General features: G+C 36.7%; 10 protein-coding genes and 1 pseudogene. 3 read left to right on the top strand and 8 right to left on the bottom strand.

Translation table 11 applies throughout. The annotated features are described in order from the left end of the window. Positions 1-11: 11 nt before the first annotated feature. Entirely contained in the window at positions 12-1,706 is a 1,695-nt protein-coding gene (locus AAEO57_RS04320; RefSeq protein ID WP_341689855.1) for a hypothetical protein, read from the top strand. Between the two features lie 48 nt (positions 1,707-1,754). Here the strand turns inward: AAEO57_RS04320 and AAEO57_RS04315 are convergent, their stop codons facing one another. After that, a complete protein-coding gene (locus AAEO57_RS04315; protein ID WP_341689853.1) occupies positions 1,755-2,429 on the bottom strand; it encodes a ribonuclease HII in 675 nt (224 codons plus the stop codon). Positions 2,430-2,600: 171 nt separating this feature from the next. On the opposite strand from AAEO57_RS04315, the gene AAEO57_RS04310 reads away from it, so the two are divergent. Together AAEO57_RS04310 and AAEO57_RS04305 are read left to right on the top strand one after the other, a co-directional pair. Beyond that, entirely contained in the window at positions 2,601-4,568 is a 1,968-nt protein-coding gene (locus AAEO57_RS04310) for a putative porin (RefSeq protein ID WP_341689850.1), read from the top strand. Between the two features lie 36 nt (positions 4,569-4,604). Then, positions 4,605-5,966 (top strand): pyridoxal-phosphate dependent enzyme, encoded by a 1,362-nt coding sequence (locus tag AAEO57_RS04305; RefSeq protein ID WP_341689848.1) that lies wholly within the window; start codon positions 4,605-4,607, stop codon positions 5,964-5,966. 63 nt (positions 5,967-6,029) lie between these two features. Here the strand turns inward: AAEO57_RS04305 and AAEO57_RS04300 are convergent, their stop codons facing one another. The 7 genes and pseudogenes from AAEO57_RS04300 to AAEO57_RS20855 all read right to left on the bottom strand — a co-directional run. Then, positions 6,030-6,233, bottom strand: a complete 204-nt coding sequence (locus AAEO57_RS04300; RefSeq protein ID WP_341689846.1) for a hypothetical protein — start codon at positions 6,231-6,233, stop codon at positions 6,030-6,032. Positions 6,234-6,429: 196 nt separating this feature from the next. Further along, complete coding sequence (locus AAEO57_RS04295; protein ID WP_341689844.1) at positions 6,430-8,451, bottom strand: heavy metal translocating P-type ATPase; 2,022 nt, start codon at positions 8,449-8,451, stop codon at positions 6,430-6,432. An 11-nt stretch (positions 8,452-8,462) separates the two neighbouring features. Continuing rightward, positions 8,463-9,665, bottom strand: a complete 1,203-nt coding sequence (locus tag AAEO57_RS04290; protein ID WP_341689842.1) for an efflux RND transporter periplasmic adaptor subunit — start codon at positions 9,663-9,665, stop codon at positions 8,463-8,465. Positions 9,666-9,677: 12 nt separating this feature from the next. Continuing rightward, positions 9,678-13,994, bottom strand: a complete 4,317-nt coding sequence (locus tag AAEO57_RS04285) for a CusA/CzcA family heavy metal efflux RND transporter (protein WP_341689840.1) — start codon at positions 13,992-13,994, stop codon at positions 9,678-9,680. A 97-nt stretch (positions 13,995-14,091) separates the two neighbouring features. Then, complete coding sequence (locus tag AAEO57_RS04280) at positions 14,092-14,418, bottom strand: DUF6660 family protein (protein ID WP_341689837.1); 327 nt, start codon at positions 14,416-14,418, stop codon at positions 14,092-14,094. Positions 14,419-14,696: 278 nt separating this feature from the next. Then, the gene (locus AAEO57_RS04275; protein ID WP_341689835.1) at positions 14,697-17,312 is read right to left on the bottom strand and encodes a glycoside hydrolase family 3 C-terminal domain-containing protein; all 2,616 of its coding nucleotides are present in this window, start codon (positions 17,310-17,312) and stop codon (positions 14,697-14,699) included. Positions 17,313-17,360: 48 nt separating this feature from the next. After that, positions 17,361-17,470, bottom strand: a pseudogene (locus tag AAEO57_RS20855) (IS982 family transposase); the annotation flags it as partial.

The following is a 17,470-nucleotide window of genomic DNA, read 5'->3' as shown; positions in this document are numbered from 1 at the left end:
AAACTTTTGATATGAAAGAAAAACTACTCATTATTCTACTGTTATTTTGGTTTACTGGTTTTGCACAGTATTCAGAAACGGATTTAGCTCAGGCTACTATAGATATTAAAAAAATATCTGAAAATTTCGATAAAAAAAACAAAGAGTTTACAGAAAAAGAGAAAGAGCTTAATAAGTTTATTGCTGAAATTTCGACAAATACAGATCCTGTAAAAGCTAATGAACTTTCAGAAAAACTCATTGAAGTTCAAAAAGAAAAAAAAGAACTTAACAATATTTACCTTTTATTCGAAAATTATAAAAAGGTATATTTGGACAAAGGAATTCCAGAAAAAACAATAAATGATCTTTTTAATCATGAATATAGTGTCTCAGAGTCAACAATAACAGATAGTAAAGGTACTGTTGAGGAGCCTAAGACATATTTGTATTTTGGAAAAGATCAAATTTTGGAAGAATCTAAACTAACAAATAATAAGGAAGTAAATGATATTCTTAAAACTATTTTAAAACAAGAAAGTGAATCGTATTTAGGAGATATAATAATTCCAAAAGAAAATCAAAGATTTGAATTTTATAATAAAGAATTTAAAATTGCAGGTAAATTTTATAAATTTAAAAGGATAACGTTCGAAATTCAAGAAGGTTTCTTTACTGATATAAAAGTTTTTGTATTTGATGAAAGTGGCTCAGAATTATTATTTGAAAATAGGATTCCAGTAAGTATATTAAGATATTCTAATAATGCGCCTAGGAATTTTCTAATTTTTAAACATTTTATCAATCAAAATGGAATTGTCAGTTTTAAGAATTCTGAAGATTTAAAAATTCGATTGTCTGATGTGTTGATGTATGTGTCAAGGCCTGGCTATAATTTTATTCCGAATGATATCACTTTTGATTTTCCTACCAAAAAAGAAAATGGGGATTTTTTAAATAAAGATTCTTCTATTAAATATGAAATAAAAGAAGATACCAGTTTACAAAATGTTGTGGAATTAAGAGCTTATACAGATTTTCTGGGTTTATTTGCCGATTCGCCTAATGGCATAGTACAATTGCAAGGGAAAGGAGATTTTTATGTTGTTCCTTTCTTACTTTATAAATCCCCAGTAGATTTTAGAATATTAGATAAAATATCACCATATGTTAATTTTTCGAGAATAGAAGAAGAGTTGAGAGGGGTAGAAACAGTTATTCTGCCTAATTCAAATCTAGGTATTAAAAATAGTTTAGACCTATTGCAAAAAGCCTATTTAGAAATGGGGACAAAAGTAAATCTTATCAATTTTAAATTTGCTAAAGAATTGCCATTCCGGACAATTTTTTATTTTCCAGTACGATATCAAATTTCTGATATAAAAATAGACGATGAATTTAAAAGCATTCAGGGACTTGGACTAGGTGGAGGTGTAACATTTGAATTTAAACGTTTTAATAATTTTGGATTCAATTATTCTTTGGAGTATTCCAAATATAGTTATATGAATTATAACAAAATTCCAAATTTTGATGCTCCAGGTGCTTTTAATGTTTTTAAAAATGAGGCAGAAGTTTATTATCACCCTGGGAAAGAAAAAAAGCAAGCTATCTTTTTGAGATTTAGAACTTTTAATAATTCGGATACGAATGAAGCTTTTTATCAATTACAATTTGGTTACCGTTTTTCAATAGGAATTTCGGATGTTAAGGCGAAAACTCAATAAGAATCAATAATTTACCGGCATAATCGTTGTTGTGTTATGCTGGTATATTTAATTTGTAGAGGAGCTAAAATCTAGCTCCAATTGCTCCGGCAAGAGTCTGAAACTCATTCGGTGGTATTTGGTAGGGCCATATTTTTTAATGGCTTCACGATGTTCTTTGGTTGGATAACCTTTGTTTTTTTTCCAGTTGTACATCGGAAACTCTTCGTGAATTTTGTCCATATATTCATCACGATAAGTTTTTGCTAAAACAGAAGCCGCTGCAATACTCAAAAACTTGGAATCTCCTTTTATGATACTTTGGTTCGGAATAGATTTTAGCAATTCGATTTCTGTTGTAGAAAATTGTTTGCCGAAAGTGTTTTTTAAACCCAGTTTTGCATTCAGAGAGCGGTTTCCGTCTACGATAATAAATTCAGGAGTCTGATTTAATTTCAAAATACATTCCTGCATCCCTTTCATAGAAGCATTCAGAATATTTATTTCATCTATTTCTTCAGGGTGCAAATGAGTAACGGCAAAACAAATGGCATTTTCTTCAATGATAGGTTTCAAAGATTCTCTTATTTTTTCGGAGAGTTGTTTACTGTCATTTAAAAAAGAGTGTTCAAATTCAGCAGGCAAAATTACAGCTGCAGCAGTTACCGGACCAGCCAGACAGCCTCTTCCGGCTTCATCGGTCCCAGTTTCAAAAACAAATCCTGAAAAATTTTTCTGAAGCATTTCTTTGAATTTTAAACGACAAATATTATAAAATTTTCTGTAAAAATATACGTTCTCATTCTATTTGCTAAAGCAATCGTATAAATTGATGTGTTTTTTTATTTATACATATTTATAATTTACCTTTGCTTTATCATTTTGTCAAAATCTTTACATACATACCGTTATCAAATGAGAATACTTTTTTTTCTATATCTATTAGTTGTACCATCTTTATTGTTTTCTCAGGGAGGAGCTCCAAAAAAGAGTTTAGATATGAATTCGCAATATTCGAGTATTACGGATACGGTAAAAAAGAAAAAAGCACTTGTAGCTAAAATCGATCAGTATCAAATTGTTACTATAGAACACGATACCACGATTGTAGATACGTCATTAACCTTAAAAAGCGATTACAGACATAACTATTTAAGAAAGGATAACTTTGGGCTTTTGCCTTTTGCGAATATTGGTCAGCCTTACAATACGTTACAATACAGCTTAACTAATTTTTCTCCTTTTCCGGATATAGGTTTTCTTGGAAAGCACTTTGATTATTTATACGCGGAAGAAATTAATTATTACCATGTAGCAACGCCTTTGACCGAATTGTTCTTTAATACAACTATGGGAAAAGGACAAAATGTAGATTCGTTTATTACCCTGAATACTTCTAAAAATCTTAACTTTTTCGGGGCCTACAGAGGATTAAGATCTGAAGGGAAATACATTAACCAGCTTACCAGTGTCGGGAATTTTAGAATCGGGGCAAGTTATAATACCACTGATAAGCGTTATATTTTATATCTGCATTATGCGTATCAGGATATCCTGAATGAAGAGAATGGCGGAATTACAACGCCGGATGATTTTGAAAGCGGAAATCCGGATTATAAGAATCGTCAGCGACTTGAAGTTTACCTTACGGATGCTGAATCTTTCTTAAAAGGGAACAGACTCTTTTTTGACCACGCTTTCAGGGTTAATCCTAAGGAAGCGAGCAATAATTTATACGTTACACATCAGTTCAACTTTGAAAATAAATTTTTTGAATACAAGCAGCCAACCGTTTTGTCAACTGTAGAAGGCAGATCCGTACAAAGGTTTGGGGAGTCTTATGTGACCAGCAATATTAAAGATCAGACTCATTTTGAAAAATTATACAATAAAGTAGGATTGACTTACGAAAACACATTGTTGGGAAAATTTAATTTCTTTATCGATGATTACCGTTCAAATTATAAATATTATCGTATCATTCTTGATAATGACGGGAATGTTGCTGTCAATGATAATTTATACAGAGAAGTTAATAATATTGGAGGGCAATACGAATACCAGAAAAATAAATGGAACGGAACGTTTTTGTTTACAAGATCCATTACAAAAGAAACAATTTCAGATTTAGATGCTAAACTGAAATATAATTTAAATGAAAAAATCCAATTCGATTTTCGTTACCAAAACATAAGCAAACTGCCAAATAACAATTATGAACTTTACCAGAGCAGCTACATCCAGTACAATTGGGGCAATGATTTTAAGAACGAAAAAATCAATTCGTTTAGTGGGAAGATTTACACACCATGGCTTAATGGGGAGGTTCAGTATACTGTTTTAAACGATCATTTGTATTTTGAAGATGTTTCTACAGATGCCCAAAAGGCGGTAAATACCCAAATTATAAATCCGGCACAATACGGCAGTACGATTAATTACCTATCTATTAAAGCAGGAAGAGAATTCAAATTTGGTGATTTCGGTTTCGATAATACACTTTTGTTTCAAAAAGTAACACAGTCAGATCAGATTTTAAATGTTCCTGATTTTGTTACCAGAAACACTTTTTATTATTCGTCTCACTTCTTTAAAAAAGCACTTTATCTTCAGACTGGAATTATTTTTAGTTATTTTACAGAATACTACGGAAATGATTACAATCCGGTTATTGGAGAATTTTTTGTGCAGGATACCAAAAAAATCGGAAACTATCCGGTCTTTGACTTTTTCCTGAATGCAAGAATCCGTCAGACCCGAATTTACTTAAAAGCAGAACATTTTAATTCCGCTTTTTCACAAAGTAATTATTACGCTGCTCCCAATAATCCGTATCGTGATTTCGTGATCCGATTTGGTTTGGTTTGGAATTTCTTTCAATAGGAGTTATCTAAAAGTATAATTAAACTTAAATAAAAAATGGACTTTTCAAATACTATTTTAGAAACCATTGGCAATACACCATTAGTAAAACTGAATAAGGTGGTTGCTGAAATTGATGCTTTGGTACTGGCAAAAGTCGAAACTTTTAATCCCGGGAATTCTGTTAAAGACAGAATGGCCGTGAAAATGGTAGAAGACGCCGAAGCTGACGGACGCTTAAAACCTGGCGGAACCATAATTGAAGGAACATCAGGAAATACCGGAATGGGACTGGCACTTGTGGCTATCATAAAAGGGTATAAACTGATTTGTGTAATTTCAGATAAACAATCCAAAGAAAAAATGGATATTTTGCGTGCCGTAGGTGCCAAAGTAGTCGTTTGTCCTACCGATGTAGAACCAACTGATCCGAGATCGTATTATTCGGTTTCAAAACGTCTGGCCGAAGAAACTCCAAATTCATGGTACGTAAACCAATATGATAATTTATCTAATTCTCTGGCACATTACGAGCAAACCGGCCCTGAAATCTGGAAACAGACAGATGGTAAAATCACTCATTTTGTGGTAGGAGTAGGAACAGGCGGAACAATTTCGGGTGTTGGAAAATATTTAAAAGAGAAAAACCCGAATATTAAAATCTGGGGAATTGATACTTATGGATCCGTTTTTAAAAAATATCATGAAACCGGAATCTTTGATGAGAACGAAATCTACTCATACATCACCGAAGGAATCGGAGAAGATATTTTGCCAAAAAATGTTGACTTTTCGCTAATTGACGGATTTACAAAAGTAACTGATAAGGATGCAGCCGTTTATACCAGAAAAATTGCTCTTGAAGAAGCTATTTTTGTTGGAAACTCAGCAGGAGCTTGCATAAAAGGATTGCTGCAGCTAAAAGAACATTTTAAACCTGATGATGTTGTCGTAGTATTATTTCATGATTCAGGAAGCCGCTACGTAGGTAAAATGTTTAATGATGACTGGATGCGTGAACGTGGTTTTCTGGATGAAAATGTTACAAAAGCAGAAGACGTTATCAAGGACCATATCGATAAAGAACTGATCGTAGTGCGTACAGAAGAACTGGTTTCGCATGCTATCGAGCGTATGCGTAAATACAAAATTTCACAGATTCCGGTAGTGGATATCACGGGTTTTGTAGGTTCTGTGGATGAAACCGATTTGTTCAGAAGTTATGTTGCCGATAAAAATGTTGCAGAAAAGCCAATCAAAGAAGTAATGGGCAAACCATTCCCGATTGTACAATTGGGCACTCCGATTGAAGAAGTTTCGAAGTTGTTTACCAAAGAAAATGATGCTGTTTTGGTTGATTTAAAAAACGGACATCACCATATCATTACCAAATATGATATTATTGGTGCTATAAAATAATAAACCTTCTCATGAAATAAGAAAGGCATACGTTGTAAAAATGTATGCCTTTTGTTTTATCTATTAATTTTTTTCTTCGTTATAATCTGAATCAGGTGTATTCAGTTTATTTTTATTCGGAACGTGATTTGGGCTGTCGTTTATAAATTCTTCAACAGTCTGGGTATTTTTATTCTTTTCAGAATTGATTTTTAAATTCCGAATATTTTCTACCATGTCTTTCTCAGGACAGTTTTCGTTGTCCGGATCATAATTTTTCTCAACCATGATTCTGTATTTTAAAGATTATTCAGTTGATTTTTAGTGTTTGCAGTTCCTCTTTTTAAAGGATAATATAAATTAAAAAACGCTTGTCTATATTCCTTTTATAAAATTTAAATCTTCTGTTATATAATTATTAGGATAAAAACAAAACCCTCAAAGTCAAGACTTTTAAGGGTTTAAAAAAATAACGAAATAGAAATTAAAACTTCATTCGTTGAATCCTGACAGCATTCAAAATAGCTAATAAGGCCACTCCAACATCAGCAAAAACGGCCTCCCACATAGTTGCCAAACCACCGGCCCCCAGAATTAAAACTGCTGCTTTTACAACGAAAGCAAGCACTATGTTTTGCCAGACTATTTTCTTGGTCTGTTTTCCAATATCAATTGCCATCGCTATTTTACTGGGTTTGTCATCCTGAATTACCACATCCGCAGTTTCAATGGCAGCATCGCTTCCGAGTCCGCCCATGGCAATACCAACGTTACTCAAAGCAATAACCGGAGCATCATTTACACCATCGCCAACAAAGGCAACGGTTTCATTTTTAGCCTTTATCTCTTTTACTTTATTGACTTTATCTTCCGGGAGTAAATCGCCAAAAGCATTTGCAATTCCGAGTTTTTGAGCCACAAATTGTACCACTGTATTTTTATCACCGCTAAGCATAGTGGTTTTTACATTCAGGGCTTTTAGTTTTTCAATAGTTATCTGAGCATCTTCTTTAATGCTGTCGGCAATAGTTAAATAGCCGACAAACTTTTTATCATAAGCAACTGCTATCACCGTGTAAACTATCGAATTTGGATTAATATCATAAGGAATAGAAAAACTATCCATCAACTTAAAGTTACCAACCAAAAGACTTTTTCCATTAATGATTGCTTTTAGTCCTTGTCCTGGGATTTCTTCCACTTTTTCGAGTTTAATAGAAGTATCAATTTTTCCCACATATTCATGTATCGCAGTCGCAACGGGATGTGTACTTTGACTTTCCAAAGCATTTACCATTTGCAGCATTTCCTTTTCATCAAATTGTGGATCAAAAACAACTTCCTGTACTTTGAAAACGCCTTCTGTCATGGTTCCTGTTTTGTCCATCACCACATTCTGAATGGTAGCAATTGCATCAAGAAAATTACTGCCTTTGAACAAAATACCATTTTTACTTGCAGCTCCAATTCCACCAAAATAACCTAACGGAATAGAGATCACCAACGCACAAGGACAGGAGATAACCAAAAATATTAAGGCTCGGTAAAGCCAATCTGAAAAAGCATAATCGGCTACGAACAAATAAGGCAGGAACGTAATCAAAACAGCCAGCAGAACTACAATTGGGGTGTAGATTTTAGCAAATTTCCTGATGAATAATTCGGTTGGTGCTTTTTGCGCTGTAGCATTTTGTACCAATTCTAAAATTTTTGAAAGTTTACTGTCGTTATACGCTGCAGTAACTTTTACCTGAGAAACTTTATTCAGGTTAATCATTCCGGCTAAAACAGTTTCTCCTTTAGATTTGGTATCCGGCTTGCTTTCCCCTGTCAAAGCAGCGGTATTGAAGGAAGCAGTATCAGAAATTAATTCTCCATCTAAACCTAATTTTTCGCCTGCTTTCAACTGGATGACATCGCCAATTGTAGCGTCTGAAGCTTTTATGATTTTAGGGTCAGGACCGACTAAAATAGTAACTTCATCCGGCCGTTGATCCAATAAAGATTTAATATTCGTTTTCGCTTTTGTTACTGCCAAAGCCTGAAAAACTTCTCCAACAGAATAAAAAAGCATCACAGCCACCGCTTCGGGATATTCACCAATGGCAAACGCCCCAACAGTAGCAATTACCATCAACAGGAATTCAGAAAAAAGATCTTTATACCTAATACTTTCAATTGCTTCTTTAATAACAGGAAAGCCAACAGGAATATAAGTGACAATATACCAAGCTATTCGTATCCAGTCTCTAAACCAAATTGGTGTAAAATAATTGTCTAAAACTATAGCAATTAACAACAATACCAAAGAAATAATAGAAGGGAGAAACATTTTGAAGGTGCTTTCATTTGCATTATGGCTATGGTCATGTCCCTCATGATCTGTATGCTTTTGTTTTTTGGAAGAACAACCACAATCATGTGTGTCCGTTTGGATACGGATTTTTTGTTCTTCGGTACAACAAGACTCTTTGGTCTCTGCATCATGTTGGTGTGTATGTCCCATGTTTTCAGTGTTTAATGTTCGTGTTCTCCGCCACCTTTTGATTGTGATAACAGATAATAAGCGCCTTTGATCACAATTTTAGCATCAGAAGGGAGTTCTTCAATCAGTTTTACTTCGGTATAGCCCAAATCGGTGGTTCCAACTGCAACTTCAATGGCTTTAAAGTGAATTTCTTTATGAGTTCCTTCTCCTTCCTTATGTGTTTCTTCTTTTTTTGCTGCTTCTTCGTGTCCAGATTCTTCAATATAAATAAAATACTTTTCCCCATTTTTTACAATTGCCTCTTTTGGAAGCGCCGGAACGGTTTGATTCAAAATATTGATATTTGTCGCAACATACATTCCCGGAATTAAATCTTTGGTATTGCCCGGATTGATTTTAGCATGAACAGCAACGGTTTTACTTTCGTTGGAAAATGATTTGTTGATCCCAAATATTTTGCCTTTGATGGTTTTATTCGATTGGTTCGTCAATATGAAATCAACTTCCTGACCAATAGAGATTTTGCCTAAATCCTTTTCGAATACATTCAAATCGAGGTGCATCTGGCTGTTATCAACTACTTCAAACAAAGTTACGCCAGTTTCTGCAAATGTGCCTTTGGTAATGCTAATTTTACCCACATAACCGCTGATTGGAGCGATAATCGGAACCAGAGAAGTACTGCCTTTTGGATTTACATTCAGTGCCTGCAATTTATTTTTGGCTGCCTGTGCTTTTGCTCTTTCTGAAGCGAGTTTTGATTTTACTTCCTGAAACGTTTTTCGCGGATTGACATTTTCTTCACTCAGCGTTTTTTGGCGTTTGAATTCCTGCTCGAGATATTCAATATTTGCCACTGCCGACTGATATTCTTCCTGCATTTCAGAAACCTCGAGATTTTGAATGGTTGCCAAAGTTTTACCCTTTGCTACAAATGTTCCTTCCAAAACAAAAATATCTTTAACTACCCCGCCAATCAGTGTAGAAATATCTGCTCTGTTTTGTGGCGGTACAGCTGTATAACCATTGGCTTTGATGATGGTATTGAGGTTTTTCATTTCAATACTTCCGGTTTCAATTCCGATGGTTTGGGCTTGTTTTTCGGTTAATGCTACTTCGGTTTCTGATTTTTCTTCGGCATGTTCTTCCTCTGTTTTCTTTTCACCGCAGGAAATAAAAAGGAAAAAGGAAAGCAGCAATAGAGTTGTTTTATTAACTATTATATTCTTCATTTTTACGATAAATTAATTGTTAGAAATGGATGGAAACTGCAGCTCTATGGCACTTTGATTGTACAAATGAACTGCTTCGGCATTTTGTTTTTTGATATCAATAGCCTGATTCAGAAAACTGATGTACGACCAATAACTCATATCGCCATTGGCATAGCTTTTTTGAGCCGTATTGATAATTTGGTCCGCATATTCCAACCCTTCGTTTTGATAATATTGTAATGCTTTTTGCTGTTTGTCAAATTCATTCTGCAGTTCTTCTTTTTTCAGTTTCAGCGCTAATTTATTTCTGTCCAACAGCATTTGCGATTGTGAAACACTGATTTCAGATGCTTTGGCTTTAGCCGAATTTACACCGCCAAACAGAGGAATCTGCAAACCCGCCGTAAATCCCTGAAATAAGGATTGGGTGTCAATCGTTTGGGCAAAATAACCAACTCCTAATTTGGGCATTTTCTGTGCTTTAAACACATCGGTTTCTTTTTGGTTAACCAAAATCTGCTGTGAATAATAATCGTTTACCAGATTTTCTGCAACTGAAACTTCAGTCTTAATTGCCGTTTTGTACTGCAAATCAGCAGCTGTATCAGGAATGACGGCATTATCACTTTGTACAAAATACTGTAACTGCTTTTGGTAAATAACCAAATCGTATTCAATCTGTGCCTTGATGGTTTCTATTTCCTTTACTTTGGCTTTGGCACTGATCACTTCAATGTTGCCGCTTTCTCCTGTCTTAAAACGAAGCTCCGCATTCTTAAGAAATTTGGTATAAATGGCATTCAGTTCGTTGTTCAGCTTTTGCAGTTCAACACCGTATAGATATTGATAATAGGATAAAGTCACCGCTTTTTCAATCTCATATTCTGAGATGGCTTTGTTTTTTTCTGCTAATTTTGTCAGTTCTTCCTGCAGCTGTCTGTTGGCTTTCGTTATTTTTCCAATGGGAAAATACTGCTGTACAGAAACGTTATGATCGTAATCGGCACTATTGAACTGCCCGCCCTGATACTGAATCTGCAAAGGATCGGGCTGAAAAGCCGTTTTCTTCAAAGCGTTTTGTTTTTCGATTTCTTTATCGGCTATTTTCAGTGTGGCGTTATTGTTTTTTGCCAATGAAACGGCCTCTTCCAAAGTTACTTTTTGAGTATTTTGAGCAAAAGAAAAAGTGCTTATCAGTAAAACGATTATTGTAATTATTGGCGTTTTCATTGTGTTTTTTCTTTTAATTCTGTTCTCGAATAACAAATAAAGTATTGGCAGTACAATCAGCGTCAGTAATGTTGCGGAAAGTAATCCGCCGATAACCACGGTTGCCAAAGGTTTCTGCACCTCAGCACCACCGCTTGTTGAGAGTGCCATTGGCATAAATCCTAAAGATGCCACAGCGGCCGTCATTAATACGGGGCGTAATCTCGTTTTGGTTCCAATTAAAACGCGCTGCAGCGGATCAGTAATTCCTTCCGTTTTGAGCTGATTGAAATAAGATATCAGTACTATTCCGTTTAAAACAGCAATACCAAACAAGGCAATAAAACCAATTCCTGCCGAAATACTGAAAGGCATACCGCGTAACCAAAGCGCAAAAACGCCTCCAATCGCCGAAAGTGGAATGGCAGTAAAAATCAGTAACGACTGCTTGATGCTGTTGAATGTAAAATACAGCAAAACCATTATCAATCCCAAAGCAATAGGAAGCGCTACCGAAAGTCTTTTGTTGGCTTCAATCAGGTTTTCAAACTGCCCTCCATAAGTAACGTAGTAACCCGCTGGAAGCTTAAAGCTGGTCTGCAGTTTCTCCTGAATTTCTTCGACCACACTTTTGATATCACGACCGCGGACGTTTAAACCAACTGTAATTCGTCGTTTTCCATCTTCACGAGCCACCTGAACAGAACCTTGTTCGTAGCTGATTGACGCTACCTGCGAAAGCGGAATCTGCTGTCCGTTAGGCAGCGGAATAAACAAATTGTTTACATCTGAAATATCTGCCCGATTGTCTTTATTGAGTCGGACTACAATGTCGAAACGCTTGTTTTGCTCATAAATTTTCCCGGCACTTTCTCCGGCAAATGAGGAACGGATAATTTGATTGATATCGCTAATATTCAATCCGTACAGAGCAATTTTGTGATAATCATATTTCACCGTAATTTGAGGCAGTCCCGTTACTTTATCGGCTTTCAAATCACCAATTCCGTCAATGGAACTGATTTTTCCGATAAGTTCTTTTGCTTTGTTGTCTAAAACTTCCAGATCATCACCAAAAATCTTGATGGCGATATCGCTTCTGCTTCCTGTCATCAATTCGTTAAAGCGCATCTGAATAGGCTGTGAAATTTCGATGTTGGCACCTGGAATTGCCTCCATTTCTTCTTTCATCAAATGGGCTAAATCTTCCCAATTATCGGCCGAAACCCATTCACTTTTATCTTTCAGCACAATAATTAAATCACCACTTTCGATAGGCATTGGATCCGTTGGAATCTCACCGCTTCCTATTTTTGATACAATGGTTTTGATTTCAGGGAATTTAGCTTTCAAAATCTTCTCGTATTTAGTGGTTGTTGCTACCATCTGACTCAAAGAACTTCCTGTCATAATCGTGGCATTGATGGCCAAATCGCCTTCTTCTATTGTGGGTATAAATTCACCTCCCATATTTTGAAAAGTAAAGAAAGCTAATGCAAATAGACCTACTGAAACCAAAAGAACCGTTTTTTTCAATTCCAGTGCTTTGTTCAGAATCGGGGTATATTTGCTTTCAAACCAAGCCATCATTCTGTCGCTGAAATTAGTTTTATGCTCCGTCTTTTTGGATAAAAATAATGAAGTCATCATTGGTACATAAGTCAATGAGAGTACGAAAGCTCCGATAATGGCAAATCCAACGGTCATTGCCATGGGTTTGAACATTTTTCCTTCGGTTCCTACTAATGCTAAGATGGGCAGATACACAATCAGAATGATGATTTCTCCAAAAGCAGCGCTGTTTCTGATTTTGGATGCCGATAAATACACTTCGCTGTCCATTTCTTCCTGAGTCAGTTCCTTTTGTCGTTTAAGTTTTGCCAAATGATGCATCGTGGCTTCGACAATAATTACCGCTCCATCGACTATAATTCCGAAATCAATTGCTCCGAGACTCATTAAATTGCCGCTAATGCCAAAATAGTTCATCAGTATCACGGCAAAAAGCATTGATAATGGAATTACCGAAGCAACGATTAATCCGGCACGAAGGTTTCCGAGGAATAATATCAGCACGAATATGACGATTAATGCTCCTTCTACGAGGTTTTTGGTCACCGTTCCAATGGCGTTATCCACCAGTTTTCCTCTGTCAATAAAGGGCTCGGCAACAACGCCTTCGGGCAGGGATTTGTTGATCTGCTCCATTCTTTCTTTTACTCTTTCCACCACAGCACTTGAGTTTTCGCCTTTGAGCATTAGAGCCAATCCACTTACTATTTCACCTTTGCCGTCTTTGGTTGAGGCTCCATAACGCAGGGCAATGCCTTCCCGTACAGTAGCCACATCACGAACCAAAACAGGTGCTCCATTTCGGTTTTTGATTACTACATTCTGCAGATCGGTGATTCCCGATGCTATTCCGACTCCACGGATGAAATACGCATATTCGTCTTTTTCGATATAAGCCCCGCCTGTATTTTGATTGTTTTTTTCTAAAGCTTCAAAAATCTCTGTAATGGTAACTCCCAGACTGTTGAGGGTATTAGGGTCAACGGCGATTTCGTATTGTTTTAGTTTGCCGCCCCAGCTGGTTACTTCGGCAATGCCCTCGACACCCTGCAGCTGAGGAATAATAATCCAGTCCTGAATGGTTCTCAGTTTTACGGCGTCATATTGGTTTTCGTAACCTTTTTTGGCATATACATCATACTGAAAAATTTCGCCAAGGCCTGTCGTAATTGGTGCTAATTCAGGAGAACCGGCATATTTTGGAATGTTTTCTTCAGCTTTTTTTAGTCGTTGAAAAATCTGCTCCCTGGCCCAATAAATATCAGCTTCATCTTTGAAAACAACCGTTACGACCGAAAGCCCGAAACGTGAAATACTTCTCAGCTCAATTACTTTAGGAATGGTTTTTACAGCCTGTTCCAAAGGATAAGTGATTAACTGCTCGACTTCCTGACTGGCAAGAGTAGGAGCGGTGGTAATAATTTGTACCTGATTATTGGTCACATCAGGTAAGGCATCCAGCGGTAATTGCTTGATGGAATAACTGCCCCAGGCCAAAAGCACAAGGGTAAAAAGCAGTATAACGAATTTATTCTTTATACTGAATTGTATAATCTTGTCTAACATTTGAAAAATGTATAATGTATTAGAAATAGGCAAATAGAATATTTGCCATTGTTCGTGCCAAAGCACAGCTTTCTAACCCGAAATTACCCGGGCATCATTATACTATTTGAGGCGGCTGCCAGATACTTCCACAGAAACTGGAAGAAAGAATAGATTGGTAGGTTGGCAATTGTTTTTTGATACCTTTAGAAAGTATTGGAAAATCTATTGCTACAGGTTGTGAATAACTTGCCATTTGTGAACCGCAGCAACTGCAGATACAAAAAGGTGAACACAAATCATTTTCTTTATTGTGTGAATGATTATCATGCTTTGATGCCAATTCAGCTTTTTTTTGTGTAAAACTATTTGCCTCCATGTCCGCACAAGGCATACATGAAAGTATCAGGATAAGGATTGATAATATGGCGTTTGTAAGTTTCACAAGTGTAAAAATAGGATTTTTATCCTTAACAGATTATTTGAAATGAATATTTGTAAATAGTTAATAAGGAAATTGAAAAATAAGTGCCAGCTGAGTCCGCTCGGCTTCGTTCAGGATAAACTTTAGTCTAAGCCCTTTTCGTTTTATAAGCCTTCGACTCCGCTCAGGGTGGCACTTAAACTTTAATTACATCCAACGGGTTAGTAATATAAAAACAAAACCCTTACGAAAGGGTAAAGGTTTTGCACATTAAACTAAAAATAAACTTAAACTATAAACTATCTTTCAGGTAAAACTGCTTTACCGTTAATTTTAAATCGTCCGTTTTGGGTGTCGTCAGAACCGTCAGGCTGTTTTCCACCTGCTGAAAGGGTAAACCATCCCGGTTCAATTACCCTTTGTCCTTTATTGTTTATCAATGACAATTGTCTTGGACTTATGGTAAAACGAACCGTTTTTGATTCTCCTTTTTTCAGGCTGATGCGCTCGAAACCTTCCAGTTGAATTATCGGACGGGGTGTCGACGCTTTTTCATCTTTTAAATACAATTCAACTACCTCATCTCCGTCACGTTCGCCGATATTGGTTACATCAACCGAAACTTCAAAATCTTTTTCAGAAGACGGACTCGCCGGGAATTTTAAATTGCTGTACTTAAATTTGGTATAGCTTAAACCAAATCCAAATGGATACAATGGTTTTTTATCAAAATAACGATACGTACGGCCTTTCATATTATAATTTTCGAAAGCCGGAAGCTGATCAACCGATTTATAATAAGTCACCGGAAGTCGCCCAGCTGGATTGTAGTCACCAAAAAGTACATCTGCAATTGCATTACCGCCTTGCTGCCCCGGATATCCTGCGGTTAAGATTGCAGGTACATTATCGTTGGCCCAATTGATTGAAAGTGCGCTTCCGTTTATTAAAACCAGAATTACTGGTTTTCCGGTTGCAATCATCGCTTTCATAAGCTCTTCCTGATTAGCGGGTAAGTTAAGGCTCGTACGGTCTCCACCTTCAAAACCATCTGCTTCTACCTTCATTTCTTCTCCTTCAAGGCGTTCATTTAAACCCAAAACCAATACCACAGCGTCTGCCTGATTTGCTGTCTGAACAGCTTCCTGTAATATGTTTTCTTCCGGTTCAGCCCATAAAAGCTGTGCTATTGCATCACCGTAGAAATTTTGGTATTTAACCTCGATTTTATATTTTTTTCCGGCTTCTAATTGAATTTTTTGTGGACGAATGCGCGGGTGGTGATTGTTTTTTCCTCCGGTATTTTTTCCGCCTTCAATTTCCACAGTCATAAAAGGTTTTGACCATTCGGTGATATTGTAAGTTCCGGATTTTGGAGCTACAAGATAACCAGTCCATCGCACACTGTAATTACCCATTTTCATACGGGAATCCGGTGTGTCGATATCCCAGTGAAAATCAATATTGTCATCTGTACGGGTAAAAAGCGGTTTCCCTTCCCATTTAGAATTGTCAAAATATTCGGCTGTTAAGCCTTGTGTACCGTTTTCATTCTGAAAATAAATGGACGGAATGACTTTCATGGCTGGGACTCCTTTTGCCAGATCGGTTCCTTTTGCGTATAAAACCTTGGTGTTAGGTTCCAACTTGTTCTGGATTCCTTTTAATACAGAAACCGGATTGCTCGGAATACCGCTGTAATTACCCCATAAGGACTGCACATCGTTGGCATTCGGTCCAATTACGGCAATAGTTTTGATGTTTTTTGAAAGAGGAAGTGTCTGATTTTGGTTTTTCAAAAGCACAATACTTTTTTGAGAAGCCACACGCGCCAGATAATCATGAGCAGAGTTGTTGTTTGCCGAATACGGAATCTGAGCATAAGGCACAATTTCCTCCGGATCGAACATCCCTAATTTGAAACGGGCGGTGAACAAACGTTTTAAAGTAATGTCAATATCAGCTTCAGTAAGTAATTTACGGTCAAGAGCTTCTTTTAATGATTTATAACTGCTTCCGCATTCCAAATCCAGGCCTTCCTTTACAGCAAGTGCGGAGGCAGTAGCAGCATCACTGGTAATTTTATGGTGTTTCCAGATATCGGTAACAGCACCGCAGTCTGATACGATATAACCATTAAATCCCCACACATTTCGAAGAATATTGAACAGAAACGGGCTGGCACTTGCAGACTCACCTCTAAAACGGTTATAAGCACCCATTACAGAATATACATGCCCCTCTTTTACCAAAGTACGAAAGGCAGGAAGATAAGTTTCATAAAGATCGATATCACTGGTTTCTGCATTGAACTCGTGGCGTGACGGTTCAGGACCTGAGTGAACAGCGAAGTGTTTAGCGGTAGCAATAACTTTCAGGTATTTTTCATTCGTACCCTGAAGACCGTTTACGAAATTAAGTCCTAACTGGCCGGTAAGAAACGGATCTTCACCATACGTTTCGTGTCCGCGTCCCCATCGCGGATCACGAAAAATATTGATGTTCGGTGACCAAAATGTTAATCCCTGATACATGCCGTGTTGGCCTCTTCTTAAATATTCGTGATGTTTGGCACGTGCTTCATCAGAAATGGCACTGGCTACATCAAAAATTAACTGACGGTCCCACGAAGAGGCGATTGAAATTGATTGTGGAAAAACCGTTGCGTATCCTGCACGGGCAACACCGTGTAGTGATTCGTTCCACCAGTTGTATTCGGGTACACCAAGGCGTTCAATAGCTGGTGAAGAATCCATCAGCTGGCTGATTTTTTCATCGACAGTCATTCTTGATACTAGATCGTTGACACGCTGCTCAGTCGTTAGATTAGGATTATTGAATGGAAACTTTTCCTGCGCATAAGTGTTTAGTGCCAGAAAGTGCAGCACAAACATGAGACGATATACTTTTCTCATAGAGGTCTTTTGAAAATATTTTGGTTGATAGTTAATTAATTCAAGTTGCTAGTTAATTGATTTGTTTAATTGGAGTCCAAACACAAACAGAGTTAACTTTATTAGAAAACCTTCAAGTGTAACTGCATGTATTGTTCTAGGAAACATTTTCTTGATGT

The organism is Flavobacterium calami (assembly GCF_038290035.1).
GTDB classification, from domain to species: Bacteria; Bacteroidota; Bacteroidia; order Flavobacteriales; family Flavobacteriaceae; genus Flavobacterium; species Flavobacterium calami.
The sequence above is the reverse complement of the archived record's forward strand: the minus strand, read 5'-3'. Positions and strand labels throughout refer to the sequence as shown.